We start from the raw sequence: 23463 nt of genomic DNA on the forward strand, positions 1-23463 counted from the left end.
CGAAGGAGCGATGCGGTGAACACCGAGCGACCCGACCACGACGACGCCGAGACCGAGGCCGGCGCCGCCGAAACCGCCGAGCACGCGCGGGACGCAGGGAGCGCTTCCGGCGGCAGTGAAACCCGGGCCTCGGAAGGCGAGGCTTCTGGGAACCGGGCAGCTGAGGGGCAGGGCTCCGGGGGGCAGGGCTCCGAGGCGGAAGGTGCCGGTGCCCGAGAGACCGGTGTCGGATCGGCTGGCGCCGGAGAGGCTGGTGCCGATCAGGCCGGTGCCGGAGAGGCCGGTCTCGATGCGACCGGTGCCGAGGAGGCCGGTACGCCGGAGGACATCGGTGCCGATGAGACCGGTACCTCCGATGACGCCGGTACCACCGATGACACCGGTACCCCCGATGACACCGGTACCCCCGATGACACCGGTACACCGGAGGAGACCCGTACGCCGGAGGAGACCGGTACGCCGGAATCCGCCGAGCCTCGCCGTCAGGCCCCCCATGGCGACGACGCCGATGCCGGACCGCGTGCCCGGCGGCGTACGAGCGCGGTCGTCGCCTCCGTGGCCGCCGCCGTGCTGCTCGTCGGCGGTGGTGGGGCCTACCTCGCCGCCACCGCCTCCGGCGGCTCGGACGGGGGTGCCTCGTCGGGGGCGCCCGGCGGTGCCGGCACTCCCCCGCCGCTCGCCCTCGACGGCTACTCCGAGGGCGGCAACGGCATCGCACCCGGGGAACCCAACCCCTACGGCGCCACGTACCGGGCCGACACCGCGCTGCCCGCCGGTCCCGGCTCTGCGCCCGTGTACCGGGCGGCGGGTGAGGTGACCGAGGAGGAGGTGGCCCGGCTGGCCAAGGCCCTGGGGATCGACGGGAGGCCGGTGGCCGAGGGTCAGGCCTGGAAGGTCGGGTCCGGCAAGGACGGGCAGGGGCCGAGTCTGCAGGTGAACAAGCAGGCGCCGGGTACCTGGACGTTCAGCCGGTACGCCCCCGGCACGGACAACTGCCAGAAGCCCACCGTGTGCGCGCACGACCCGGCCTCCCCGGACACCGGCCCGGTGAGCGAGGAGGCCGCGAAGAAGGCGGCGGCTCCTGTCCTGAAGGCGGTGGGTCAGGACGACGCGAAGTGGGACGCGAGCCAGGTCATGGGCGCCCAGCGGGTGGTGAACGCCGATCCCGTGGTCGGCGGGCTGCCGACGTACGGCTGGACGACCGGGATCAGCGTCAGCGCCCAGGGCGAGGTGGTCGGCGGCAGCGGCCAGCTGAAGGCGCCGTTGAAGGGGGACACGTACCCCGTGGTGAGCGCCGGGAAGGCGCTGGAGCTGATGAACGCGGGCGAGCAGGGCGACCACCGGGTGGGCATCGGCGGCTGCGCCACCCCCGTACCGCTGAAGGACCGGCTGGAGGAGCCGTGCGGTTCCTCCACGGCTGCTCCGAAGAATCAGAAGGATCAGAAGACCGAGACGATCACGGTCGAGAAGGCCGTGTTCGGGCTGGCGTCGCACTTCGTGGACGCGCGGCAGGCGCTGGTGCCGTCCTGGCTGTTCCAGGTGCGGGCGGCGGGCGCCCAGGACGCGTTCACGGTGACGTACCCGGCCGTCGACCCGAAGTACCTGGCCCCGCCCACGCCGTCCGGGCAGCCGACCGACCGGCCCAGCCCGCGGCCGACCGGACCCGACGAGCCGACCTCGGCGCCTGCCCCGCGGGACGTCGAGGTGGAGGGCTACACGGCCGAGGGCAGCGAGCTGACCGTGACCTTCACGGGCGGGGTGTGCGCCGACTACGAGGCGTCGGCGAGCGAGAGCGCGGACAAGGTGACGGTCAAGGTGACCAAGACCCCGTGGCCGGGCAAGGTCTGCATCCTGATCGCCAAGGAGTACCAGCAGACGGTGCCGCTGGACGAGCCGCTCGGTGACCGCGAGGTCGTCGGGACCGACGGCGAGCCGATTCCCCTCCGGAAGGACGGGGCACGGCTGCCGGCGCCCCCGTCCGGGACGCGTTAGGCGCCGGGAAAGCCCGAAGGCGGCGGCCCTGTCGGAGGGGGCCGCCGCCTTCGTACGTCCGCTGCGGGCGGGCGAGGCTCAGCTGAAGGAGTCGCCGCAGGCGCAGGAGCCCGTCGCGTTGGGGTTGTCGATCGTGAAGCCCTGCTTCTCGATCGTGTCCACGAAGTCGATGGTGGCGCCGCCCAGGTACGGAGCGCTCATGCGGTCGGTGACGACCTTCACACCGCCGAAGTCCTTCTCCACGTCACCGTCCAGGGAACGCTCGTCGAAGAAGAGCTGGTAGCGCAGGCCGGAGCAGCCACCGGGCTGGACGGCGACGCGCAGCGCGAGGTCGTCACGGCCTTCCTGGTCGAGCAGGGCCTTGACCTTGGCCGCGGCGGCGTCGGTCAGGATGATGCCGTCGGTGACGGTGGTGGTCTCGTCCGATACGGACATCTACATCTCTCCCGGGTTGTACGGAGACTGCTTGCCGACGGTTGCAACCGGCGGGGCCGCGGATTCATTCCGGGCCGGGCCCGCGTCTTTCCCTCGGTCCTTCGTCATGTCGGTCCTTCTTCATGCTCGCACACGCGCCGGGAAGCGGAAAACGACTCTTTCGGGAATGAAAGGCCGATCGCCGGGATTCACGTCACACAGACGCTATGGCCATCGTCAAAGTGACGTGAAGCGGTTATGATAGATAGCGTCAAATCGACGAAAAGTCGAAACGGTGTCCCGCAATGTCCCGCCGGGTCCGGACCTGTCCCGCAGGCCCGGACCCGGCGAGCCGCAGAACAGAAAGGGTGCGTGTCGTGACCACCGCCCAGACCCAGGAGCTCGACGTACAGCCGACGCCCCTCGCCCTGCTGCTCCTCGGCCGTGAGGCCGACCCGAGGAGCGAGCGCGGTGTGGAGTGTCCCGGCGACCTGCCCTCGCCGTCCGACCCGGACCTGGTGGAGCGCGCCCGCAGGGCCAAGGAGAAGCTCGGGGACAAGGTCTTCGTGCTCGGCCACCACTACCAGCGCGACGAGGTCATCCAGTTCGCCGACGTCACGGGCGACTCCTTCAAGCTGGCCCGGGACGCCGCCGCGCGCCCCGAGGCCGAGTACATCGTGTTCTGCGGTGTGCACTTCATGGCGGAGTCCGCGGACATCCTGACGTCCGACGACCAGAAGGTGGTCCTGCCGGACCTGGCCGCCGGCTGCTCCATGGCCGACATGGCCACGGCCGAGCAGGTCGCCGAGTGCTGGGACGTGCTGACCGAGGCCGGCATCGCCGAGCAGGTCGTGCCCGTCTCGTACATGAACTCGTCCGCGGACATCAAGGCGTTCACAGGCAAGCACGGCGGCACGATCTGCACCTCCTCCAACGCCAAGCGGGCCCTGGAGTGGGCGTTCCAGCAGAGGGATCCCTCAACGAGCAAGGTCCTGTTCCTGCCGGACCAGCACCTGGGCCGCAACACCGCGGTGCGGGACATGGGGATGTCGCTCGACGACTGCGTCGTCTACAACCCGCACAAGCCGAACGGCGGCCTGACGGCCGACGAGCTGCGTGCCGCCAAGATGATCCTGTGGCGCGGCCACTGCTCGGTGCACGGCCGCTTCAACCTGGACTCGGTGAACGACGTACGCGAGCGGATCCCCGGCGTGAACGTCCTGGTCCACCCCGAGTGCAGGCACGAGGTCGTGGCGGCGGCCGACTACGTCGGCTCGACCGAGTACATCATCAAGACCCTGGAGGCCGCCCCGGCCGGCTCCAAGTGGGCCATCGGCACGGAGCTGAACCTGGTCCGCCGTCTGGCGAACCGTTTCGCGCCCGAGGGCAAGGAGATCGTCTTCCTCGACCGCACGGTCTGCTTCTGCTCCACGATGAACCGCATCGACCTCCCCCACCTGGTGTGGGCCCTGGAGTCCCTCGCCGAGGGCAACCTGGTCAACCGCATCGAGGTCGACAAGGAGACGGAGGCGTTCGCGAAGCTCGCACTGGAGCGGATGCTGGCGCTGCCGTAGCACTCCTGAAAGGGCCGGGTCTCGCAGGAGACCCGGCCCTTTCGCCGTCCGTCGGACTCCCGCAGGCTCCGGCCGGGGTCACTCCACCCTTGGACGGACCAGGCCCGACTCGTACGCGATCACCACGAGCTGCGCCCGGTCCCGGGCCCCCAGCTTGGCCATGGCCCGGTTGACGTGCGTCTTCACCGTCAGCGGGCTGACCTGCAGCCGTTCGGCGATCTCGTCGTTGGAGTGCCCGCCGGCGACCAGCACCAGCACCTCGCGCTCCCGCACGGTCAGGGAGCTCAGCCGCTCGGAGCGGGCGGGGTCGCGGTCGTCGTCGGCCGTGCCCTGCTGGGCGAGGAAGCGGGCGATCAGGCCCTTGGTGGCCGTGGGGGACAGCAGGGCCTCGCCGCCGGCCGCGATCCGGATGGCGCTGAGGAGTTCGTCGGGCTCGGAGCCCTTGCCGAGGAAGCCGGAGGCGCCCGCGCGCAGCGACTGCACGACGTAGTCGTCGACCTCGAACGTCGTCAGGATGACCACGCGGACGTGGGCGAGGGCCGGGTCGGCGCTGATCGAGCGGGTGGCCGCGAGACCGTCGGTGCCCGGCATGCGGATGTCCATCAGTACGACGTCGGCCCGCTGCTCCTTGGCCAGGCGTACCGCCTCCGCGCCGTCGGACGCCTCGCCCACCACCTCCATGTCGGGCTCGGAGTCGACGAGCACCCGAAAGGCGCTGCGCAGCAGCGCCTGGTCGTCGGCGAGCAGGACACGGATCGTCATACGGAGTCCTCTGAGGCGCGTGCGCGGGTCTTGACCGGCAGGATCGCATGAACGCGGAAACCGCCTCCGTAGCGGGAACCGGTGGTGAGGGTGCCGCGCAGCGCGGTGACGCGCTCACGCATGCCGAGCAGGCCGTGCCCGCCGCCGGAGGAGGGGGCGTGGTCCTCGCCGGTGCCGTCGTCGAGCACGGTGATCTCGATGTTCGGTCCCACGCGTACGACGCTGACCTCCGCTTTCGCCTCGGCACCCGCGTGTTTCCGGACGTTGGTGAGGGCTTCCTGGATGACGCGGTACGCGGCCAGGTCCACGGCGGCGGGCAGGGTGGTGCCCTGGTCGGCGCGGGCGACCTCGACGTGCAGGCCCGCGTTGCGGAAGGTGCCGACGAGTTCGTCGAGGCGGTCCAGGCCCGGGGCGGGCTCGGTCGGGGCCTCCGGGTCGTCGGACTGGCGGAGCAGCCCCACGGTGGCGCGCAGCTCGTTGAGCGCGGAGCGGCTGGCCTCCCGTACGTGGGCGAGGGCTTCCTTGGCCTGGTCGGGCCGCTTGTCCATCACATGGGCGGCGACTCCCGCCTGCACGTTGACCAGGGCGATGTGGTGGGCGACGACGTCGTGCAGGTCCCGGGCGATGCGCAGGCGCTCCTCGGCGACGCGGCGGCGGGCCTCCTCCTCCCGGGTGCGCTCCGCCCGCTCGGCGCGCTCGCGGATGGCCTGGACGACGGCGCGGCGGCTGCGGACGGCGTCGCCGGCGGTGGCGCCGATGCCGGTCCAGGCGAAGATCGCGAGGTTCTCCTGGGCGTACCAGGGCAGTGGCCCGCAGATCATGGCGGCGCCGGTCAGGACCGTCATGGTGAGCAGGCCGAAGCGCCAGGTGGTGGGGCGGTCGGTGGTGGAGGCGACGGTGTAGAGGGCGATGACCGCGGACATCGCGACCGGGGCGCGGGGGTCGCCGGTGACGGACTCCACGACGGAGACGGAGCCGGTGAGGGCGAGGACGGTTCTCGGGGCGCGGCGGCGGAAGACGAGGGCGGCGGCGCCGAGGGCGATGAGGAGCAGGCTGAGGGCGTCGGGGGTGCGCAGGCCCCAGGTGACGCCGTCCGGGCCGTGCGGGTCCACGAAGGAGCCGGCGACCATGCACGCGAGAACGCCCGCGGCCAGGGCCGCGTCCACGGTCAAGGGGTGCGCCTTCGCGCGGCATCTGGCGCGCTGGAGGGTGCTCACGGGGGTTTACGGTAGCCGGGCTGTACGTCGGTGCGTATGCCTCCGGCGGTGCGGGGGACTGCAGGGGTGGGGCAGGCCGCGCAACCCGGCGCCGCGGGGTGCCTCCCCCAAGCTCTCGGCTTGCTCGAGCAGGGGACCCCCCATCGCCCCAGCGGCACGACTGCCCGCAGCTGGGCGGCTGGCGGAACCGGCCGCCGCCCTGCCCGGGTGCGGCGCCACACGGATCGCGGACCCGGCCACGCCCGGAGGGCGGCTCGGCGCGTGGTTCAGGTGCCCGGGATCAAGCCGTTGTCGCTCAGCAGTTCCCGTACGTCCTCCAGGGTCGCGTCCGGGGACGGGAGGATCAGCTCCGAGGGTTCCAGGGAGTCGTCCGGGAGTGGTTCGCCCAGTTCCCGGACCCTGGAGAGCAGGGCCTGGAGGGTGCGGCGGAAGCCGGGGCCGTCGCCGTTCTCCATTTCGGCCAGGAGCTCGTCGTCCAGCTTGTTCAGCTCGGAGAGGTGGCTGTCGGCCAGCCTCACCTGCCCCTCCCCCATGATCCGTACGATCATGTCGCCCTCCTCGGCGTGGGCCCCGGCCGTGAAGCCGACTACTGCTTGTCGAAGCGCGGGGTGTCCTGCGGCTGCTGCTGGGACTGGGACTGCTGCTGGCCCGGACCGCCCTCGATGGCCTGCTGCCCTCCGGTCGTGCCGCCGGCCAGCTCCGCCTTCATGCGCTGCAGCTCCAGCTCTACATCCGTACCACCGGAGAGCCGGTCCAGCTCGGCCTGGATGTCGTCCTTGTGCATGCCGGACTGGTCGTCCAGGGCTCCGGAGGCCAGGAGTTCGTCGATCGCGCCGGCGCGGGCCTGCAGCTGGGCCGTCTTGTCCTCGGCCCGCTGGATCGCGAGGCCGACGTCGCCCATCTCCTCCGAGATGCCGGAGAAGGCCTCGCCGATGCGGGTCTGGGCCTGGGCCGCCGTGTACGTCGCCTTGATGGTCTCCTTCTTGGTGCGGAAGGCGTCGACCTTCGCCTGGAGACGCTGGGCCGCCAGGGTGAGCTTCTCCTCCTCGCCCTGGAGCGTCGCGTGCTGGGTCTCCAGGTCCGTCACCTGCTGCTGCAGCGCGGCACGGCGGGAGAGCGCCTCGCGGGCGAGGTCCTCCCTGCCCAGGGCGAGCGCCTTGCGGCCCTGGTCCTCCAGCTTCGAGGACTGCTGCTGCAGCTGGTTCAGCTGGAGCTCCAGGCGCTTGCGGGAGGTGGCCACGTCCGCGACACCGCGGCGGACCTTCTGGAGCAGCTCGAGCTGCTTCTGGTACGAGTAATCGAGGGTCTCGCGCGGGTCCTCGGCCCGGTCAAGGGCCTTGTTCGCCTTCGCGCGGAAGATCATCCCCATACGCTTCATGACACCGCTCATGGGCTTCGCGCGCCCCCTTCTGACCGACTCCGGCTCCAGCTCTGCGACAGAACCCACAGTACGGGCCCTGCATCCATTACCGCACTGTTCGGGGACGGATGCGCTCATCCCCAAGGACGACTGTGTACGCTCCCCCTCCGGCGTAGGGAGTAGGTGCTCCCCGGGGTCGGCCGGAGCCGCACCCCGAGGGTGATCCGGAGACAACCGGAGTCGCACACAACGTCCCCTCTGTCCCTTTACAGACGACTGGTGTTGCCGGATCGTTCCCCGCGGGACTGGGGTCCATGCCCGTCAAGCCCTTACCCTTGGGTTTTGTGTTCCGTAGCCGTGCCAAGGAAGAGAAGGCCCCGAGCGCCGACAAGGCGCCGGTGACCGACTCCAAGCAGCCCCGTCATCCGGAGGCCCCCAAGGGCCGCCCCACGCCCAAGCGCAGCCAGGCCCAGTCGCAGCGCCGCAGCGTCGCCAACACCTCCATGTCGCGCAAGGAGGCCGCCAAGCGCAACCGCGAGGAGCGCCGCGCGGCGCTGGAGCGGCAGCGCCAGGCGCTGGCGAGCGGCGACGAGCGGTACCTGCCGGCCCGTGACAAGGGCCCGGTCCGCCGCTTCGCGCGCGACTTCGTCGACTCGCGGTTCAACATCGCGGAGTTCTTCCTGCCGATGGCCGTGGTCATCCTCGTGCTGAGCATGGTGCGGGTGCCCGCGCTGCAGAACATCGCGCTGCTGCTGTGGCTCGTCGTGATCGTGCTGATCGTGCTCGACTCGTTCGTCACCGGCTTCCGCCTGAAGAAGCGGCTGGCCGAGCGCTTCCCGGACGAGAACAAGCGCGGCGCCGTCGCCTACGCGTTGATGCGCTCCCTCCAGATGCGCCGGCTCCGGCTGCCCAAGCCGCAGGTCAAGCGCGGAGAGCGGCCCTGAGCACGACGCCGTTCACCGGGGGCGCCACGGACGCCTGGCTGAGCGTGCTCGGCGGTCTGCGGGACGTCGTACGGCAGGAGCTGGTGGCCCGGCAGCTGGACGAGCAGATAGTCGGGCGGTTCCCCGTGGGGCAGCGGCTGCGGGTGCTCGACGTGGGGATGGGCCAGGGGACGCAGGCACTGCGGCTGGCCCGGCAGGGGCACCAGGTGACCGGGCTGGAGAAGGACCCGCGGATGATCGCCGCGGCCCGGGAGGCGCTCGCCGGGGAACCGGAGGGCATCCGGGAGCGGATGCGGATCATCGAGGGCGACGGCCGGGACACCGGTGTGCACTTCCTGCCCGGCAGCTTCGACGTCGTGCTGTGCCACGGCGTGCTGATGTACGTCGAGGAGCCGGATCCGCTGCTGGCGGGGCTCGCGCGGATGCTCGCGCACGGCGGGCTGCTGTCGCTGCTCGTACGGAACGGGGACGCGCTCGCGATGCGGCCCGGCCTGGCCGGCGACTGGGCCGGCGCCCTGGCCGCGTTCGACACGACCGCCTACCGCAACCGGCTGGGGCTCGCCGTACGGGCCGACCGGCTGGGCACGCTGACGGCCACCCTCGCCGGGATCGGGGCGCCGCTGCACGCGTGGTACGGCGTGCGCGTCTTCACGGACACGGCGGCGGACGGCGCCGAGCTCCCGGCCGACGTGGAGACGCTGCTCGCGGTCGAGGAGAAGGCCGGGCGGACGGATCCGTACCGCGGGGTGGCGGCTCTGCTCCACCTGTGCGGCGTACGGGGCTGAGTCCGGCGCCGGGAGTGCCTCGGGCGAGGGCCGGCGGCCCCCGCCCGGGCGGTCACGCCTCGTTCGCGTGCAGGCTCATCGGCCCGTAGATCTCCGTGGCGTCCTCGAACAGCCGCACCTGGTCCGCGCCGCCTTCCAGCAGGGCCTTCCAGTGCTCCCCGATCCAGGACTCGGCGTCCCCCTGCGTGGGGAACTCCTCCGGCGGCACCGCGGGCTGGACCTCCGTCCCGTCGGTCTTCTCGAACCGCCACGTCCATGCCGCCATGTACGCCTCCCATGTGTGAGCACACTGCACAGCGGGAGCCGGATCTTGGTCCGGCTCCTGCCCAGAGCCTAGCCGGACGCGCAAGAGCTGCGCGGACACGCGAAAATCACTGCGTGGACCTGACTCTGCTCGGCACCGGTGCCCCCGCGGGACTCCCCCGCCCCGACTGTCCCTGCGCGGCCTGCGCCGCGGCCCTCGGCGCGCACGCGCGGGCGGCCACCGCGCTGCTCGTCGACGGGGCGCTGCTGCTCGACCTGACGCCGGGCGCGGCGTTCGCGGCCGCCCGTGCGGGTCATTCCCTGGGCGGCCTGCAGCAGGTGCTGCTGTCGCATCCGCACGACGGGCCGGCGGTCGAGGTGCCGGCCGGGGTGCCGCAGCCCGGCCGGGTGCCGGACGGGCGGGAGTTGGCGCTGCTGACCGGGCATCGGGTGCGGGCGGTGGCGCTGGACGCGCCGGGGACGGGGTACGCGGTGACCGGGCCGGACGGACAGCGGCTGCTGTACCTGCCGCCGGGCGGGGCGCCGGCGGGTCTGGAGGAGCCGGCCGAGTCGTACGACATGGTGCTCGCGGACGTCGTGGGGCGGCCGGACGCGCTGGCGAAGCTGCGGGCGGTGGGCGCGGTGCGGCCGACGACGGATGTCATCGCCGTGCACCTCGACCACGACGTGCCGCCGGGCCCGGAGCTCGCGCGGCGGCTCGCGGCGGCCGGGGCACGGGCGGTGCCGGACGGGACGACGCTGGCGGTGGGCGCGTACGAGGACGTGCCCGACCTGCCGCGGCGGACGCTGGTGCTGGGCGGGGCGCGGTCGGGCAAGTCGGTGGAGGCCGAGCGGCGCCTGGAGGCCTTTCCCGACGTGCTGTACGTGGCGACGGGCGGGTCGCGCAACGGGGACACCGAGTGGGGGGCACGGGTCGCCGCGCACCGGGAGCGGCGGCCGGGGTCCTGGCGGACCGTCGAGACCTGCGATCTGGTGCCGCTGCTGAAGGAGGACGGGCCGCCGCTGCTCATCGACTGTCTGTCGCTGTGGCTGACGGACGCGATGGACTCGGCGGGGGCGTGGGACGACGTGGAGTGGGCGGACCGTGGGGAGCGGGTGCTGCGGGAGCGGGTGCGGGAGCTGACGGACGCGGTGCGCGCGACGCGGCGGACCGTGGTGGCCGTGTCCAACGAGGTCGGCTCGGGGATCGTGCCGGCCACGGCGTCCGGGCGGCGCTACCGGGACGAACTCGGGCGGTTGAACACGGCGTTCGCGCAGGAGTGCGAGCACGTGCTGTTGGTGGTGGCGGGGCAGGCGGTGGTGCTGCGGGGGTGAGGCAGGACGGCCCGCGGGCCGGCGGCTCCGGCCGGCTGGTCACTGCTTGCGTGCGATGAGCCGGTACGTGTTCGCGAAGCGCGTGTGGCGCAGGAGCGGAGCCAGCGCCAGGTCCGTCGCCGCCGCGGCCGCCACCAAGGGGAAGCCCGCGCGCGACAGGACCGTACGCAGATGCTGTTGGAGCGGTGTCGGGGGGATGGTCCGCCAGGGGGTGTCCGGGGCGGGCAGGGCGTGGGAGAGGGCGAGGGCGGTCGCGCCGGCCAGGTCGTGGGGGACGTGGGCGGTGCGGTGGTCGACGGTGACGATCGCGCAGCCCCGGGCCTGGAGTTCGGTGCGCAGGTTGTGCGGGGGCATCAGGTGCAGGCGGCGGGGCGGGTCGTAGGGCAGCCACCAGCGGCCGAACAGCGCGGCGAACGCACACCGGGGGTCCAGGGCCTCGATCAGGAGGTGGCCGCCGGGGCGCAGGACGTCGAGGGCGGCGGCCAGTTCCGCGCGGGGGTCCGGGGTGCGTTCCAGGTGGTGGAACATGCTGATCACGTCGTAGCGGGCGCGCAGCCGGGCCGTGATCCGCGGGTCCGTCAGCCGGCCGACGTGGGCCTCCTCGACACGGCCCGCGGCGCGGGCGCGTTCGACGCGCGCGGTGGGGTCCAGGCCGTCGAAGGAGGTGTACGGGAAGAACTCCCGGGCCGTCGCCGGGAAGCGGGCGTGGCCCGTTCCCACGTCCAGCCAGCTCTCCGGCTCGCCGAACCGCAGCATCGCGCGGGCGGCACGGCGCCGGCGGCGCCGGCTGCCGCGCAGGGCGAGGACGAGTTCGGCGGCGTGGTCGCGGGGCTCGCCGCGGACGGTCCGCAGGTAGAGGGCCAGGCCCTCGGGCGTGAGGCGGGGGTTCTGGAAGGTGTGGCCACAGTCCCGGCACGCGTCGACAGTGAAACTGCCCGGTCTGTACCGCCGCAGGTCCCCGCAGCGCAGCCGGGTGCGCAGCCGTGCGGAGCCGCACCAGGGGCAGTCCGCGCGGCGCGGCTCGTGGACACGGACGGTCGGCTGCGGGATGGAGGGTGCGGAGGGCGCTGGGGGTGCGGGCACTGGGCGGCTCCCGGAGAGAGGACGTGCGGCACGGCGGACGTGGGCGAGGCCCCGCGATGCGAGGTGATACGAGGTGATGCGAGGGGCGTACGACATTCCTCGGCAAAACGGTACGTATCGGATAGCGCTCTCTGGTGCATCCGCTGCGGGACGGCGTGGTGGCGATGTGGCGGCGTCCTGTTCGACCGGGGCCGGTACTGTTCGGCGAATGAGCTCGCTTAATCTCGACGACTTCACCGATCTGATCGAGCGGCCGGACGGCGGGGTGCGCCGTGATGCCGAGGCGCGCCGGGAGCGTCAGATCGTGCCGCCCGGGTCGCTGGGCCGCCTCGACGACCTGGGTGAGTGGCTGGCCGCGGCGCAGTCCGCCGTGCCGGTGCGGCCCATCGAACGGCCGCGGGTGGTTCTCTTCGCCGGTGACCACGGGATCGCCGAGCTGGGTGTCTCGGCGCGTCCGGCGGGCGGTGCCGGGGAGTTGGTGCGGGAGGTGCTGGAGGGCGGCCGTCCCGTGTCGGTGCTCGCCCGGCGGCAGGGCGTGCCGGTGCGGGTCGTGGACATGGCGCTGGACTGCGATCCGGCCACGCTGCCGGCGGACGTCGTACGGCACCGGGTCCGCCGCGGCAGCGGGCGGATCGACGTCGAGGACGCGCTGACCCTGGAGGAGGCCGAGGCCGCGTTCCGGGCCGGGGTCGCGGTGGCCGACGAGGAGGCCGACTCCGGTACGGATCTGGTGGTGCTCGGCGATGTCAGCGTCGGCGGGACCACGGCGGCCGGTGTGCTGGTCGCGGCGCTGTGCGGGACGGACGCGTCCGTCGTCACCGGGCGGGGCGGGCTGGCCATCGACGACCTGGCGTGGATGCGCAAGTGCGCGGCGATCCGGGACGCGCTGCGGCGGGCCCGGCCCGTGCTCGGGGACCAGTTGCAGCTGCTGGCGACGGTCGGCGGGGCCGACCTCACCGCGATGACGGGTTTCCTGCTGCAGAGCGCGGTGCGCAAGATGCCGGTGGTGCTGGACGGGGTCGTGACGGCCGCGTGCGCGCTGGTGGGGCAGCGGATCGCGTTCCGGGCGCCGGACTGGTGGCTGGCCGCGCACGACAGCGGGGAGCCGGGGCAGGCCAAGGCGCTGGACCGGATGGCGCTGGAGCCCCTGCTCTCCCAGGGCGTGAGCGTCGGCGAGGGCACCGGGGCCCTGCTGGCTCTTCCGCTGGTGCAGGCGGCCGCCGCGCTGGCGGCGGAACTGCCCGAGAAGCCGAAGGAGTCCGAGGCGTCCGAGGTGTCCGAGGCCTCCGAGGTGTCCGGCGCGCCTGAGGCCGAGGGCGCCGGGGAGCCTGTCACCGAGTAGCACCCGGGAGAGCCGGATCACGCCCGCCCGGCTCAACTTCGTCCCGTCCCGGTTGGTCTTCGAAGGTGGTGTCGGCTTCGCTCGGCCGTAGCCACCCGGGGATGACCGACGCAGGGATGAAGGACCGCCCGATGACCACGCTCGCCCGCTGGGCCCGCGCCGAATGGGGACCGCTGTACACCGCGGTGCGCGAGCCTGTGCGGGAGCGGCGGTGGCGGGCGGCCCCGATGACAGCCGGGGCGGTGTGCCTGACGGCGCTGCTGCACTTCGTGCACCACCAGTCCTGGGGCTACCAGGTCGTGCAGCACCTGGGGACCGTACGGGCCGAGGACCCGCTGTGGCTGGCGCTGCCGCGCACCCCGCTGTCGCTGTTCGTGCCGGCGCTGGACCTGCCGGTGTGGGGTGCGCTGGCGCAGATCCTGCTGGTGTTCGGCATCGCCGAGATCTGCCTGGGCTGGTGGCGGACGCTCGTCGTGGCGTACGTCGCCACGCTCGCCGGCACGCTGTACGCGCGCGTGGGCATCTGGCTGGGCCCGGACGCCGCCCCGCTGGGGCTGCCGGGCTCGGACGCCCGGGTCGTGGACACCGGGCCGTCGGCGGCGGTGGTGGGCCTGGCCGTGTTCCTCGGCTGGCGCTACGGCGCGTACGTCACGGCGGGTGCGGTGACGCTGGCGATGGTGGTCGAGGTGCTGGTGAAGGAGAACCTCGCGGGCAAGGAGCACCTGGCGGCGATCGCGGCGGTGCTGGTGGTGTGCGCGCTCGGCGCGCTGCGTCACCGGCGTTCGAGGGAGCGGGGCGGCGCGGGATCGGGTTTGCCGCCGATCCAGTCCTGGACGGCGCGCCGGGGCCCCGACCAGCGGCGGTCGTGCCGGTAGGCGCGCAGGGTCGCCCGGGCCCGGGCACGGTGGCGGCGGCGGTAGAAGCGCTTGGCCCACAGGGAGCCGGGGCGGGCCAGGCGTACGGCGCCGATCAGGGCGATGACGGGGACGATCACGCCGAAGATCGCGATCCGGGTCTTGCCCTTGGCCAGGGCGACGAGGGAGAAGAGGAAGTTCACCGCGATGTTCACGATGAAGCCCGCGCGGCCCTGTTCCTCGTCCTCGGTGACGTCGTTGACACCGAAGGGCGAGAAACCGATCAGCAGCAGGCCGACGAGGGCGGCGGTGAGGACGACGACCTCGACGCTCTTGCGGCCCGCCTCGGTCCAGTAGACGTCATCGAGGTGCAGGATCAGGGCGAACTCGTCCAGGAGGAGACCGGCGCCCATGCCGAAGACCACCGCGGCGAGGGCCGAGCCGAAGCCGTGCGCGCCGCCGGCCACCGCGCCGAAGCCGCCGATGATCGTGAGGATGACGCCGGGCACGACGTGGTGGATGTGCACCCCGCCCGACTCGACGTTGCCGAAGGGACCCTTGCCCGCGCGGATCAGCCGGGTGATGACACGGGTGATCAGGAAGGTCAGGACGAAGGCGGTGAGGGCGAGCAGCAGCGGCAGCTTGCCCGGCTCGATGATGTTCCGCTGCCACCAATCTCCCATATGTGCACTTTATCCACGGCCCTTGCCACCGCTCTCGTGACCGCCGGGTAACCTGCGCCGGTGTCCACGACTCCCTGGCCGGACGGCCTCCGCTTCGCCTTCGGAACCCTCACCGCGCTCCCGGTCAGGGTGACCCGCTGGGACCGGGAGGCCGCGCGCGGCGGCATGCTGTGCGCCCCGCTCGTCGGGCTGGTGGCCGGCGCCGCGGCCGCCGCCGCGGGGCTCCTGCTGCTGGTCCTCGGGGCCGGTGCGCTGCTCGCCGCCGTCGCCACCGCCGCCGTCCCCGCCGTCCTCACCCGGGGTCTGCACCTCGACGGGCTCGCGGACACCGCCGACGGGCTCGGCAGCGGGAAGCCCGCCGGGGACGCGCTGCGGATCATGAAGCAGTCGGACATCGGGCCGTTCGGTGTGCTCACGCTCGTCTTCGTGCTGCTCGCGCAGGTCGCCGCGCTCGCGCAGGCGTACGGCGGTTCCTGGACCCGGGGTGCGCTCGCCGCCGTCGTCGCGGCGATGGTCGCCCGGCTGGCGCTCACCCTGGCGGCGCGCTCCGGGATGCCGGCCGCGCGGCCGGAGGGGCTGGGGGCGGCGGTCGCGGGCGTGGTGCCGGGGCCCGGTGCGCTGGCCGCCGCGGTGGCCGTCCTCGCGGTCTGCGCGGCCGGGGGCGCGGTGCTCGGCCCGTACGACGCCGTCCGTACGGCGCTCGCGGTGGTCGTCTCCCTCGCCGCCGCCGAACTGCTCCTGCGCCACTGCACCCGCCGCTTCGGCGGGGTCACCGGTGACGTGTTCGGCGGGCTCGCGGAGACGGCGGCGACGACGGCACTCGTCGTTCTGTCACTGGGCTGAACCGATCCCCCGGCGCCGGCCTCGGCGCTCGCGCACCCTCGGCAGGGGGCTGGTGGGACTGAAGGTCACCCCGCGGCTGCCGCGCCGGGCCGCGCTGCGGGCAGCGGTCACCCACCACTGCGGACGCCGCCGGGTACGCCGCTCAGCATGCCCGGCGCCATGCGCCCAGTTCGTACTCCTTGAGCAGCGAACTCAGCTTCAGCCGGCGGGACTCGGCGCAGAACCGGCCGGTGGGCAGCTCGTACTCGACGTGGAACACCGCCTTGCCCGCGTCGATGAAGGGCTTCAGGGCCGCGCACTCGCCGTACTGGGCGCACTGCTCGTTGACCGCGAAGTCGAAGTCGCCCACCAGCTGCGGGATCTGGTCCAGGTCGTTCTTCAGGCCGACGGCGAGGCCGCGGTCGTGGGCCAGCTTGGCGATCAGGTGGTTGTAGCGGAGCTGGTCGCGGGCGGTGAGCGGGAAGCCGGTGCGGTTGCGGTAGCCGTCCATGTTGTCCGGCTCCACCGCGTCGAAGCCCTTGGCGCGGCACATGTCGAGGCGGGCCGCCATGAGCGGCTCCAGGAGGTCGGTGCGGCGGATGTCGAGCCAGCGCTCGCCCTGCCAGCCGTTGCCGAGGCCGAGGACCGGCCGGGGGAACCTCTTCGCGTCCGGGCGCCAGTCCTCCCAGGCGCCCGTGGACAGGTAGCAGATGACCTGGCGGCCCGCGCGGTGCAGGGCGGCGACCGTGGCCCGGGAGTGGTCGAAGCCGTCGATGTCGTAGACCGGCACGTCGACGGAGGTGTCCAGACGGCCGCTGAGCTGCCACTGCCAGGCGGTGCCGGGGCGCGGCTGCCAGCGCGGGCCGCCCGGCTTGTCGTCGGGGGCCTGCGAGCAGCCCGCGAGGAGCAGGACGAGCAGGGCGGCCAGCAGGAGGGGGCGTCTCACCGGGCGGACTCCAGGGTGTGCGGCAACGTACCCCAAGGACGATCGCCGACGCCGGGCACCGCGCAGTGCACCGTCGCGCCCCACGCCCGGGCTGTTTCCGCCAGGTCGACGCCGGGCGGTACGCCGTACACCAGATGGCACAGCCGCACCCCGGTTCCGCCCGGCCACGGCTCGGGGCGCTGCCGGCGGTACGACGTCCAGGTGCCCTCGAAGGTGACGAGGACGTCGGCGATCCGGGCGTAGGCGGGGTGCGGTGGGGTGCCGTGGTTGAGGACGAGGGTGGCGCAGCCGAGGGCCCAGGCGGCCACCGCCATGGGCTGGCAGTGGGTGAACTCGTCCGGCCCTGCGGCCACCTGGTCGAGGAAGGCGCCGTCCGTGCCGTACCACTCGTGGTACCGGCTCAGGTCGCGGACGACGTCGGCGCGCGGGCGGCGGCCGTAGTCCGTGTCGGCGTAGCCGAGCACCCGTACGCCCGCGGCCCGCAGCCGGGCGGCGACCTCGGCGAACGCCGCGTCGGGGCGGTCGCCGGGGCGGAGCCAGGAGTACGCCCGGTGGACCAGGCCCTGGTTCCGCGTCCAGCCGCACAGCGCCCCGGCCGGCAGCGGGACGGTGCCCGCCCGGAGGCCGAAGTCGCCCTGCGGGCCGGTGAGCAGGGGGCCGCCGAGGACGTGGGCGAGGCCGGGAGGGCGAAGACGGCACCCCGGGCACGCGCGTAGTCTCGTCCCGAGTGTTCGCCGCACCGGGGAAGGCCCCGCTGAGACCACACCCTCAGGTCGGATCAGACCGTTTCCGACGACGGGTCTGGGGTCGACCGGCCCTAGGGTCGGATGTCGGGCCCGGTCGACCCACACGTCCGACCACAGCAACAACACAATCGGAAGCGAGATTTCACCACCGTGACTGCTCTCACTCTCAGCACCGCCGCGGCGCCCGGCCTGCGGGCCGACGCGATCGTGATCGGTGTCGCCAAGGGCGCCAAGGGGCCGGTCGTCGCACCGGGCGCCGAGGCCGTGGACAAGGCGTACGACGGCAAGCTGGCCGGCGTCCTGGAGACCCTCGGCGCCTCGGGTGCCGAGGGCGAGGTGACGAAGCTGCCGGCACCGTCCGGCTTCAAGGCCCCGCTCGTGGTGGCGGTGGGCCTGGGCGCGGAGCCCGAGAAGGACGCGTCCTACGACGGCGAGGCGCTGCGCAAGGCCGCCGGTGTGGCCGCCCGCGCGCTCGCCGGCTCCAAGAAGGCCGCCTTCGCCCTGCCGGTGGCGGACGCCGCCGACGCCGGCGCGATCGGCGAGGGCGCGCTGCTCGGCGCGTACTCCTTCGACGCGTACAAGGAGAACGCGCCCGCGAAGAACGCCCAGAAGGCCAAGAACGGCAAGGCGCCGCTCGCCGAGGTCGTCCTGCTCGGCGGCAAGCCCCGCGACAAGGCGTACAAGGCGGCGATCGAGCGCGCCGTCGCCGTCTCCGAGGAGCTGAACCGCGCCCGCGACCTGATCAACATGCCGCCGAACGACCTCAACCCGGAGGCGTTCGCGGCGATCGCGCAGACCGCGGCCAAGGAGCACGGCCTCAAGGTGCAGGTGCTCGACGAGAAGGCCCTGGCCAAGGGCGGCTACGGCGGCATCCTCGGTGTCGGCTCCGGCTCGGCCTCGGCCCCGCGCCTGGTGAAGCTCACGTACACGAACTCCAAGGCGAAGAAGCACCTCGCCTTCGTCGGCAAGGGCATCACCTACGACAGCGGTGGCATCTCGCTCAAGCCCGCCGGCCACAACGAGACGATGAAGTGCGACATGAGCGGTGCGGCGGCCGTCTTCGCGGCCGTGGTCGCCGCCGCCCGGCTGGGCCTGGAGGTGAACGTCACCGGCTGGCTGGCGCTCGCCGAGAACATGCCGTCGGGTTCCGCCACCCGTCCCGGTGACGTGCTGCGCATGTACAGCGGCAAGACGGTGGAGGTGCTCAACACCGACGCCGAGGGCCGCCTGGTGCTGGCCGACGCGCTGTGGGCCGCCTCCCAGGAGAAGCCGGACGCCATCGTGGACGTGGCGACCCTGACCGGCGCGATGATGCTGGCGCTGGGCAACCGCACGTTCGGGATCATGGGCAACGACGACTCCTTCCGTACGGCGGTGTACGAGGCCGCGGAGGAGGTCGGGGAGCCGGCGTGGCCGATGCCGCTGCCGGAGCACCTGCGCAAGGGGATGGACTCGGCCACGGCCGACATCGCGAACATGGGTGAGCGGATGGGCGGCGGGCTGGTCGCCGGGCTCTTCCTGCGGGAGTTCGTGGGCGAGGGGATCACCTGGGCGCACCTCGACATCGCGGGGCCCGCGTTCAACGAGGGAGGGCCGTTCGGTTACACGCCGAAGGGCGGGACCGGGACAGGCGTGCGGACGCTGGTTCGGTTGGCTGAGCTGACGGCGGCCGGTGACCTCGGCTGAGTCGGTGTTGCCGTGCGCCCAGCGGCTCGGTCCGTTCCGTCGTACGGCGGGTTCGAATCGTTCGCGGCTGGGCGCGCGGTTCCCCGCGCCCCTGGGTGGGCCGGCTCACCCCTGCGTCAAAGGTGCTGCGTCTCACACACCGGCCCCGCGTCTCTTCCTGTGCTGACAAGTGCGAAGATGGGGCACGGCAGGACAGGGCCCCCACCGAAGGGCCGAAAGCAAAGAGCGGCCGGACACCAGCCGCCGACCGGTCACTGGAGACCGGCGTGGCGCACATGCATGGAGGACGTGACGTGGCGAACGACGCCAGCACCGTTTTCGACCTAGTGATCCTCGGCGGTGGCAGCGGTGGTTACGCTGCGGCCCTGCGCGGGGCGCAGCTGGGCCTGGACGTCGCCCTGATCGAGAAGGACAAGGTCGGCGGCACCTGCCTGCACCGAGGATGCATCCCCACCAAGGCCCTGCTGCACGCGGGTGAGATCGCCGACCAGGCCCGCGAGAGCGAGCAGTTCGGTGTGAAGGCCTCCCTCGAGGGCATCGACGTACCGGCGGTCCACAAGTACAAGGACGAGGTCGTCTCCGGTCTGTACAAGGGTCTGCAGGGGCTCATCGCCTCCCGCAAGGTGACCTACATCGAGGGTGAGGGCCGGCTGTCCTCGGCGACCTCGGTGGACGTCAACGGGCAGCGGATCCAGGGCCGCCACATCCTGCTGGCGACCGGCTCCGTGCCGAAGTCGCTGCCGGGCCTGGAGATCGACGGCGACCGGATCATCTCCTCCGACCACGCCCTCGTCCTGGACCGTGTGCCGAAGTCCGCGATCATCCTGGGCGGCGGTGTCATCGGCGTCGAGTTCGCCTCCGCGTGGAAGTCCTTCGGCTCGGACGTCACGATCATCGAGGGCCTGAAGCACCTCGTCCCGGCCGAGGACGAGAACTCCTCGAAGCTTCTTGAGCGCGCGTTCCGCAAGCGCGGCATCAAGTTCAACCTTGGCACCTTCTTCGAGAAGGCCGAGTACACGGCGGACGGGGTCAAGGTCACCCTCGCCGACGGCAAGGAGTTCGAGGCCGAGTACCTCCTCGTCGCCGTCGGCCGCGGACCGGTCTCGCAGGGCCTGGGCTACGAGGAGGCCGGAGTCGCCATGGACCGCGGCTTCGTCCTCGTCGACGAGTACATGCGGACGAACGTCCCGACCATCTCCGCCGTCGGTGACCTCGTCCCGACCCTCCAGCTCGCGCACGTCGGCTTCGCCGAGGGCATCCTGGTGGCAGAGCGGCTGGCCGGGCTGAAGGTCGTCCCGATCGACTACGACGGCGTGCCGCGGGTGACGTACTGCCACCCGGAGGTCGCCTCCGTCGGTCTCACCGAGGCGAAGGCCAAGGAGATCTACGGCGCGGACAAGGTCGTCGCTCTGAAGTACAACCTGGCGGGCAACGGCAGGAGCAAGATCCTGAAGACCGCGGGCGAGATCAAGCTCGTCCAGGTCAAGGACGGGGCCGTGGTCGGCGTCCACATGGTCGGCGACCGCATCGGCGAGCAGGTCGGCGAAGCCCAGCTGATCTACAACTGGGAGGCGCTGCCGGCCGAGGTCGCCCAGCTCATCCACGCCCACCCGACGCAGAACGAGGCGCTCGGCGAGGCCCACCTGGCCCTGGCGGGCAAGCCCCTCCACTCCCACGACTGACGCCTTCAGTCATCGGGCGCGACGACACAGACTTCCGCAATTCGTTAGGAGCAACCGAAACCATGGCGGTTTCCGTAACCCTTCCGGCGCTCGGTGAGAGCGTCACCGAGGGCACAGTCACCCGCTGGCTGAAGGCCGAGGGCGAGCGCGTCGAGGCCGACGAGCCGCTGCTCGAGGTCTCCACCGACAAGGTCGACACCGAGATCCCCGCCCCGGCGTCCGGCGTGCTGGCCTCCATCAAGGTCGCCGAGGACGAGACGGTCGAGGTCGGCGCCGAGCTGGCCGTGATCGACGACGGCACGGGCGCGCCCGCCGCCGCCCCGGCCCCGGCGGCCGAGGAGGTCGCCGCGCCGGCTCCCGAGCCGGCCCCGGCCGCCCAGCCGTCCACCGAGCAGGCCGCTCCGGCTCCGGCGCCCACCGCCGAGGCCGCGGCCGGCGGCGGCTCCGCCGAGGGCACGGACGTGGTCCTGCCCGCGCTCGGCGAGTCCGTCACCGAGGGCACCGTCACCCGCTGGCTGAAGTCGGTCGGTGACAGCGTCGAGGCCGACGAGCCGCTGCTCGAGGTCTCCACCGACAAGGTCGACACCGAGATCCCGGCGCCCGCCTCCGGCACGCTGCTGGAGATCGTGGTCGGCGAGGACGAGACCGCCGAGGTCGGCGCCAAGCTCGCCGTTATCGGCGCCCCGGGTGCCGCTCCGGCGGCTGCCCCCGCCCCGGCCGCTCCGGCTCCGGCGCCCACCGCCGAGGCCCAGCCCGCCCCGGCGCCCACCCCGGCTCCGGCGCCCGCTGCTCCGGCCGCTCCGGCCGCCGCCGCTCCCGCCCCGGCCCGCGCCGCGGCTCCGGCTCCCGCCCCCGCCCCGGTCACCCCGGCTCCGGCCGCTCCGGCCGCCGCCCAGCCGACCGACGAGGGCGCCTACGTCACCCCGCTGGTGCGCAAGCTCGCCGCCGAGCACGGCGTCGACCTGTCCACCGTCAAGGGCACCGGCGTCGGCGGCCGTATCCGCAAGCAGGACGTCATGTCCGCCGCCGAGGCCGCCAAGGCCGCCGCCGCTGCGCCGGCTCCGGCCGCCGCCGCTCCGGCCGCCGCGAAGAAGGCCCCGGTGCTCGAGGCCTCCCCGCTGCGTGGCCAGACCGTCAAGATGCCGCGCATCCGCAAGGTCATCGGCGACAACATGGTCAAGGCCCTGCACGAGCAGGCACAGCTGTCGTCCGTCGTCGAGGTCGACGTCACCCGCCTGATGAAGCTGCGCGCCAGGGCGAAGGACTCCTTCGCGGCCCGCGAGGGCGTCAAGCTCTCCCCGATGCCGTTCTTCGTCAAGGCCGCCGCGCAGGCGCTGAAGGCCCACCCGGTCATCAACGCCAAGATCAACGAGGCCGAGGGGACCATCACCTACTTCGACACCGAGAACATCGGTATCGCGGTGGACTCCGAAGAGGGCCTGATGACCCCGGTCATCAAGAACGCCGGTGACCTCAACATCGCCGGTATCGCCAAGGCCACGGCGGAGCTGGCCGGCAAGGTCCGCGCCAGCAAGATCACCCCGGACGAGCTGTCCGGCGCGACCTTCACCATCTCCAACACCGGTTCGCGCGGCGCCCTGTTCGACACGATCATCGTGCCGCCGGGCCAGGTCGCGATCCTCGGCATCGGCGCCACGGTCAAGCGCCCGGCCGTCATCGAGACGGAGGAGGGCACGGTCATCGGCATCCGCGACATGACCTACCTGACCCTGTCCTACGACCACCGCCTGGTGGACGGCGCCGACGCGGCCCGTTACCTGACGGCGGTCAAGGCGATCCTGGAGGCGGGCGAGTTCGAGGTCGAGCTCGGCCTGTAACGCCTGTCCCAGGTACGGCTGTACGGTGCCCCCGTCCGGAATTCCCCGGGCGGGGGCACCGACGTTTGCGGGTACGCCCCCACAGGGGCGCGGGGAACTGCGCGGCCGGCCACAGACACCGGCAGCCGTCGGACCACCCCGAGCCCAACGGCGCCCAAACGCCGCGTCACCCCGTGTAAGTCTCGTCTCACCTGCGCGAAAGCCCCCTACGCGCCCTTCCCGCGGAGCGCCCCGGCCTTATTGTCTAAACGTCAAACGCCCTAAGGAGCCCTCATGACCGCGCCCGTCATCCACTCGCTGCGCGAACAGATCCGCGAGCACATCCTGGAAGGGATCATCAGCGGGCGCTGGAAGCCGGGCGAGCGGATCGTGGAGCGGCGCATCGCCACCGAGCTGGAGGTCAGCCAGACCCCGGTGCGGGAGGCACTGCGCGAGCTGGAGTCGCTGCGGCTGATCGAGTCCGCGCCGAACAAGGGCGTACGGGTGCGGAACCTGACGGCGGCCGACCTGGAGGAGAGCTATCCGGTCCGGGCCGGCCTGGAGGCGATCGCGGCGGAACTGGCGGCGGACCGGCTCGCGGAGGACTGCTCGGCCCTCGAACCGCACGTCGCCGCCCTCTACGAGGCCGACCGCAGGTCGGACGGAACCGCCCAGGTCCGCCACACGGTCGGCTTCCACCGTGAACTGGTCCGGGCGGCCGGCAACTCGGTGCTGCTGCACACCTGGGAGGGGCTGGGCATCGAGGTGTTCACGGCCCTGTCGATCCGCTGGCTGGGGACGGTCCAGCAGTCGTACGCGGAGGAGCACGAGGAGCTGGTGGCGGCCTTCCGCAGGCGGGACCCGCGCATCGCCGAGCTCGTGAAGGCGCACGTCCTCGGCTGCGCACCGCGCCACGAACCCTGAGCGCGCCGCCGCTCAAACGTGGCCCGACCTGCGAAAACCCCTCCATGACGCGGCACCCGGTGCCTGCCCGAAAGGCACCCCGTGCCTATTTTCTCGTGTCAAGAGATTTTCCTCCTCAACCCTTTGATCGATCATCGATCAGGGAGTTACAGTCGCCGACGGGCCATGCGGCGCAAGCCGCAAGGTGTTACCGCACCGGAGCCTCACGCCCTGTCCTGCCAAAGACCAAGGGCACCCCCGAACCCTTACCGA

At 72.7% G+C, this 23463-nt stretch carries 22 protein-coding genes; 12 read left to right on the forward strand and 10 right to left on the reverse strand.

The window, feature by feature from the left end:
- Window positions 1-15 precede the first annotated feature (15 nt).
- Complete coding sequence (locus ACYVMZ_RS01520; RefSeq protein WP_461074576.1) at window positions 16-1992, forward strand: hypothetical protein; 1977 nt, start codon at window positions 16-18, stop codon at window positions 1990-1992.
- A 78-nt stretch (window positions 1993-2070) separates the two neighbouring features.
- Here the strand turns inward: ACYVMZ_RS01520 and ACYVMZ_RS01525 are convergent, their stop codons facing one another.
- The gene (locus ACYVMZ_RS01525; protein WP_028422454.1) at window positions 2071-2427 is read right to left on the reverse strand and encodes an iron-sulfur cluster assembly accessory protein; all 357 of its coding nucleotides are present in this window, start codon (window positions 2425-2427) and stop codon (window positions 2071-2073) included.
- Between the two features lie 356 nt (window positions 2428-2783).
- On the opposite strand from ACYVMZ_RS01525, the gene nadA reads away from it, so the two are divergent.
- The gene (nadA, locus tag ACYVMZ_RS01530) at window positions 2784-3980 is read left to right on the forward strand and encodes a quinolinate synthase NadA (protein WP_461074578.1); all 1197 of its coding nucleotides are present in this window, start codon (window positions 2784-2786) and stop codon (window positions 3978-3980) included.
- 78 nt (window positions 3981-4058) lie between these two features.
- On the opposite strand, the gene ACYVMZ_RS01535 is transcribed toward nadA, so the two are convergent.
- The 4 genes from ACYVMZ_RS01535 to ACYVMZ_RS01550 all read right to left on the reverse strand — a co-directional run bounded on the left by ACYVMZ_RS01535 (window position 4059) and on the right by ACYVMZ_RS01550 (window position 7328).
- Window positions 4059-4742, reverse strand: coding sequence for a response regulator (locus ACYVMZ_RS01535; RefSeq protein ID WP_461074580.1), 684 nt, complete (start codon window positions 4740-4742; stop codon window positions 4059-4061).
- Window positions 4739-5959: a sensor histidine kinase gene (locus ACYVMZ_RS01540; RefSeq protein WP_461074582.1), complete on the reverse strand. Its 1221-nt coding sequence runs from the start codon at window positions 5957-5959 to the stop codon at window positions 4739-4741. Before ACYVMZ_RS01540 ends, ACYVMZ_RS01535 begins: the two co-directional genes overlap by 4 nt.
- A gap of 266 nt (window positions 5960-6225) precedes the next feature.
- Complete coding sequence (pspAA, locus tag ACYVMZ_RS01545; RefSeq protein ID WP_461074584.1) at window positions 6226-6507, reverse strand: PspA-associated protein PspAA; 282 nt, start codon at window positions 6505-6507, stop codon at window positions 6226-6228.
- A 38-nt stretch (window positions 6508-6545) separates the two neighbouring features.
- Complete coding sequence (locus ACYVMZ_RS01550) at window positions 6546-7328, reverse strand: PspA/IM30 family protein (protein ID WP_461076279.1); 783 nt, start codon at window positions 7326-7328, stop codon at window positions 6546-6548.
- 305 nt (window positions 7329-7633) lie between these two features.
- Here ACYVMZ_RS01550 and ACYVMZ_RS01555 point away from each other — a divergent pair, with 305 nt between their 5' ends.
- Entirely contained in the window at window positions 7634-8263 is a 630-nt protein-coding gene (locus tag ACYVMZ_RS01555; RefSeq protein WP_461074586.1) for a DUF3043 domain-containing protein, read from the forward strand.
- A gap of 83 nt (window positions 8264-8346) precedes the next feature.
- A complete protein-coding gene (locus tag ACYVMZ_RS01560) occupies window positions 8347-9048 on the forward strand; it encodes a class I SAM-dependent methyltransferase (protein WP_461076281.1) in 702 nt (233 codons plus the stop codon).
- Window positions 9049-9100: 52 nt separating this feature from the next.
- On the opposite strand, the gene ACYVMZ_RS01565 is transcribed toward ACYVMZ_RS01560, so the two are convergent.
- On the reverse strand, window positions 9101-9313 hold the full coding sequence (locus ACYVMZ_RS01565; protein ID WP_461074588.1) for a hypothetical protein: 213 nt from the start codon (window positions 9311-9313) through the stop codon (window positions 9101-9103).
- A 113-nt stretch (window positions 9314-9426) separates the two neighbouring features.
- Here ACYVMZ_RS01565 and ACYVMZ_RS01570 point away from each other — a divergent pair, with 113 nt between their 5' ends.
- Window positions 9427-10626: a bifunctional adenosylcobinamide kinase/adenosylcobinamide-phosphate guanylyltransferase gene (locus tag ACYVMZ_RS01570; RefSeq protein WP_461074590.1), complete on the forward strand. Its 1200-nt coding sequence runs from the start codon at window positions 9427-9429 to the stop codon at window positions 10624-10626.
- A 39-nt stretch (window positions 10627-10665) separates the two neighbouring features.
- Here the strand turns inward: ACYVMZ_RS01570 and ACYVMZ_RS01575 are convergent, their stop codons facing one another.
- Window positions 10666-11709 (reverse strand): class I SAM-dependent methyltransferase, encoded by a 1044-nt coding sequence (locus tag ACYVMZ_RS01575; protein ID WP_461074592.1) that lies wholly within the window; start codon window positions 11707-11709, stop codon window positions 10666-10668.
- Window positions 11710-11917: 208 nt separating this feature from the next.
- Here ACYVMZ_RS01575 and cobT point away from each other — a divergent pair, with 208 nt between their 5' ends.
- Window positions 11918-13051: a nicotinate-nucleotide--dimethylbenzimidazole phosphoribosyltransferase gene (gene cobT, locus ACYVMZ_RS01580; RefSeq protein ID WP_461074594.1), complete on the forward strand. Its 1134-nt coding sequence runs from the start codon at window positions 11918-11920 to the stop codon at window positions 13049-13051.
- A gap of 131 nt (window positions 13052-13182) precedes the next feature.
- Entirely contained in the window at window positions 13183-13926 is a 744-nt protein-coding gene (locus ACYVMZ_RS01585) for a hypothetical protein (protein WP_461076283.1), read from the forward strand.
- Here ACYVMZ_RS01585 and ACYVMZ_RS01590 read toward each other — a convergent pair.
- Window positions 13824-14588: a hypothetical protein gene (locus ACYVMZ_RS01590; protein ID WP_461074596.1), complete on the reverse strand. Its 765-nt coding sequence runs from the start codon at window positions 14586-14588 to the stop codon at window positions 13824-13826. The two genes, ACYVMZ_RS01585 and ACYVMZ_RS01590, sit on opposite strands and share 103 nt — an antisense overlap.
- Before the next feature lie 60 nt (window positions 14589-14648).
- Between ACYVMZ_RS01590 and ACYVMZ_RS01595 the strand changes: the two genes are divergently transcribed.
- Window positions 14649-15431 carry an adenosylcobinamide-GDP ribazoletransferase gene (locus ACYVMZ_RS01595; protein WP_461074598.1) on the forward strand — a complete coding sequence of 261 codons (783 nt, stop codon included), beginning with the start codon at window positions 14649-14651 and terminating at the stop codon, window positions 15429-15431.
- A gap of 142 nt (window positions 15432-15573) precedes the next feature.
- Here the strand turns inward: ACYVMZ_RS01595 and ACYVMZ_RS01600 are convergent, their stop codons facing one another.
- On the reverse strand, window positions 15574-16356 hold the full coding sequence (locus ACYVMZ_RS01600; RefSeq protein WP_461074599.1) for an endo alpha-1,4 polygalactosaminidase: 783 nt from the start codon (window positions 16354-16356) through the stop codon (window positions 15574-15576).
- Window positions 16353-16943, reverse strand: coding sequence for a spherulation-specific family 4 protein (locus tag ACYVMZ_RS01605; RefSeq protein WP_461076285.1), 591 nt, complete (start codon window positions 16941-16943; stop codon window positions 16353-16355). Before ACYVMZ_RS01605 ends, ACYVMZ_RS01600 begins: the two co-directional genes overlap by 4 nt.
- Before the next feature lie 309 nt (window positions 16944-17252).
- Between ACYVMZ_RS01605 and ACYVMZ_RS01610 the strand changes: the two genes are divergently transcribed.
- From ACYVMZ_RS01610 to ACYVMZ_RS01625, 4 genes are all read left to right on the forward strand, one after another.
- Entirely contained in the window at window positions 17253-18788 is a 1536-nt protein-coding gene (locus ACYVMZ_RS01610; RefSeq protein WP_461074601.1) for a leucyl aminopeptidase, read from the forward strand.
- Between the two features lie 293 nt (window positions 18789-19081).
- Window positions 19082-20470, forward strand: a complete 1389-nt coding sequence (gene lpdA / locus ACYVMZ_RS01615; protein ID WP_461074603.1) for a dihydrolipoyl dehydrogenase — start codon at window positions 19082-19084, stop codon at window positions 20468-20470.
- A gap of 62 nt (window positions 20471-20532) precedes the next feature.
- Window positions 20533-22308: a 2-oxoglutarate dehydrogenase, E2 component, dihydrolipoamide succinyltransferase gene (gene sucB, locus ACYVMZ_RS01620; protein ID WP_461074605.1), complete on the forward strand. Its 1776-nt coding sequence runs from the start codon at window positions 20533-20535 to the stop codon at window positions 22306-22308.
- 273 nt (window positions 22309-22581) lie between these two features.
- Window positions 22582-23211, forward strand: a complete 630-nt coding sequence (locus tag ACYVMZ_RS01625) for a GntR family transcriptional regulator (RefSeq protein WP_461074607.1) — start codon at window positions 22582-22584, stop codon at window positions 23209-23211.
- The last annotated feature ends 252 nt before the right edge of the window (window positions 23212-23463 follow it).

The organism is Streptomyces deserti (genome assembly GCF_054782695.1).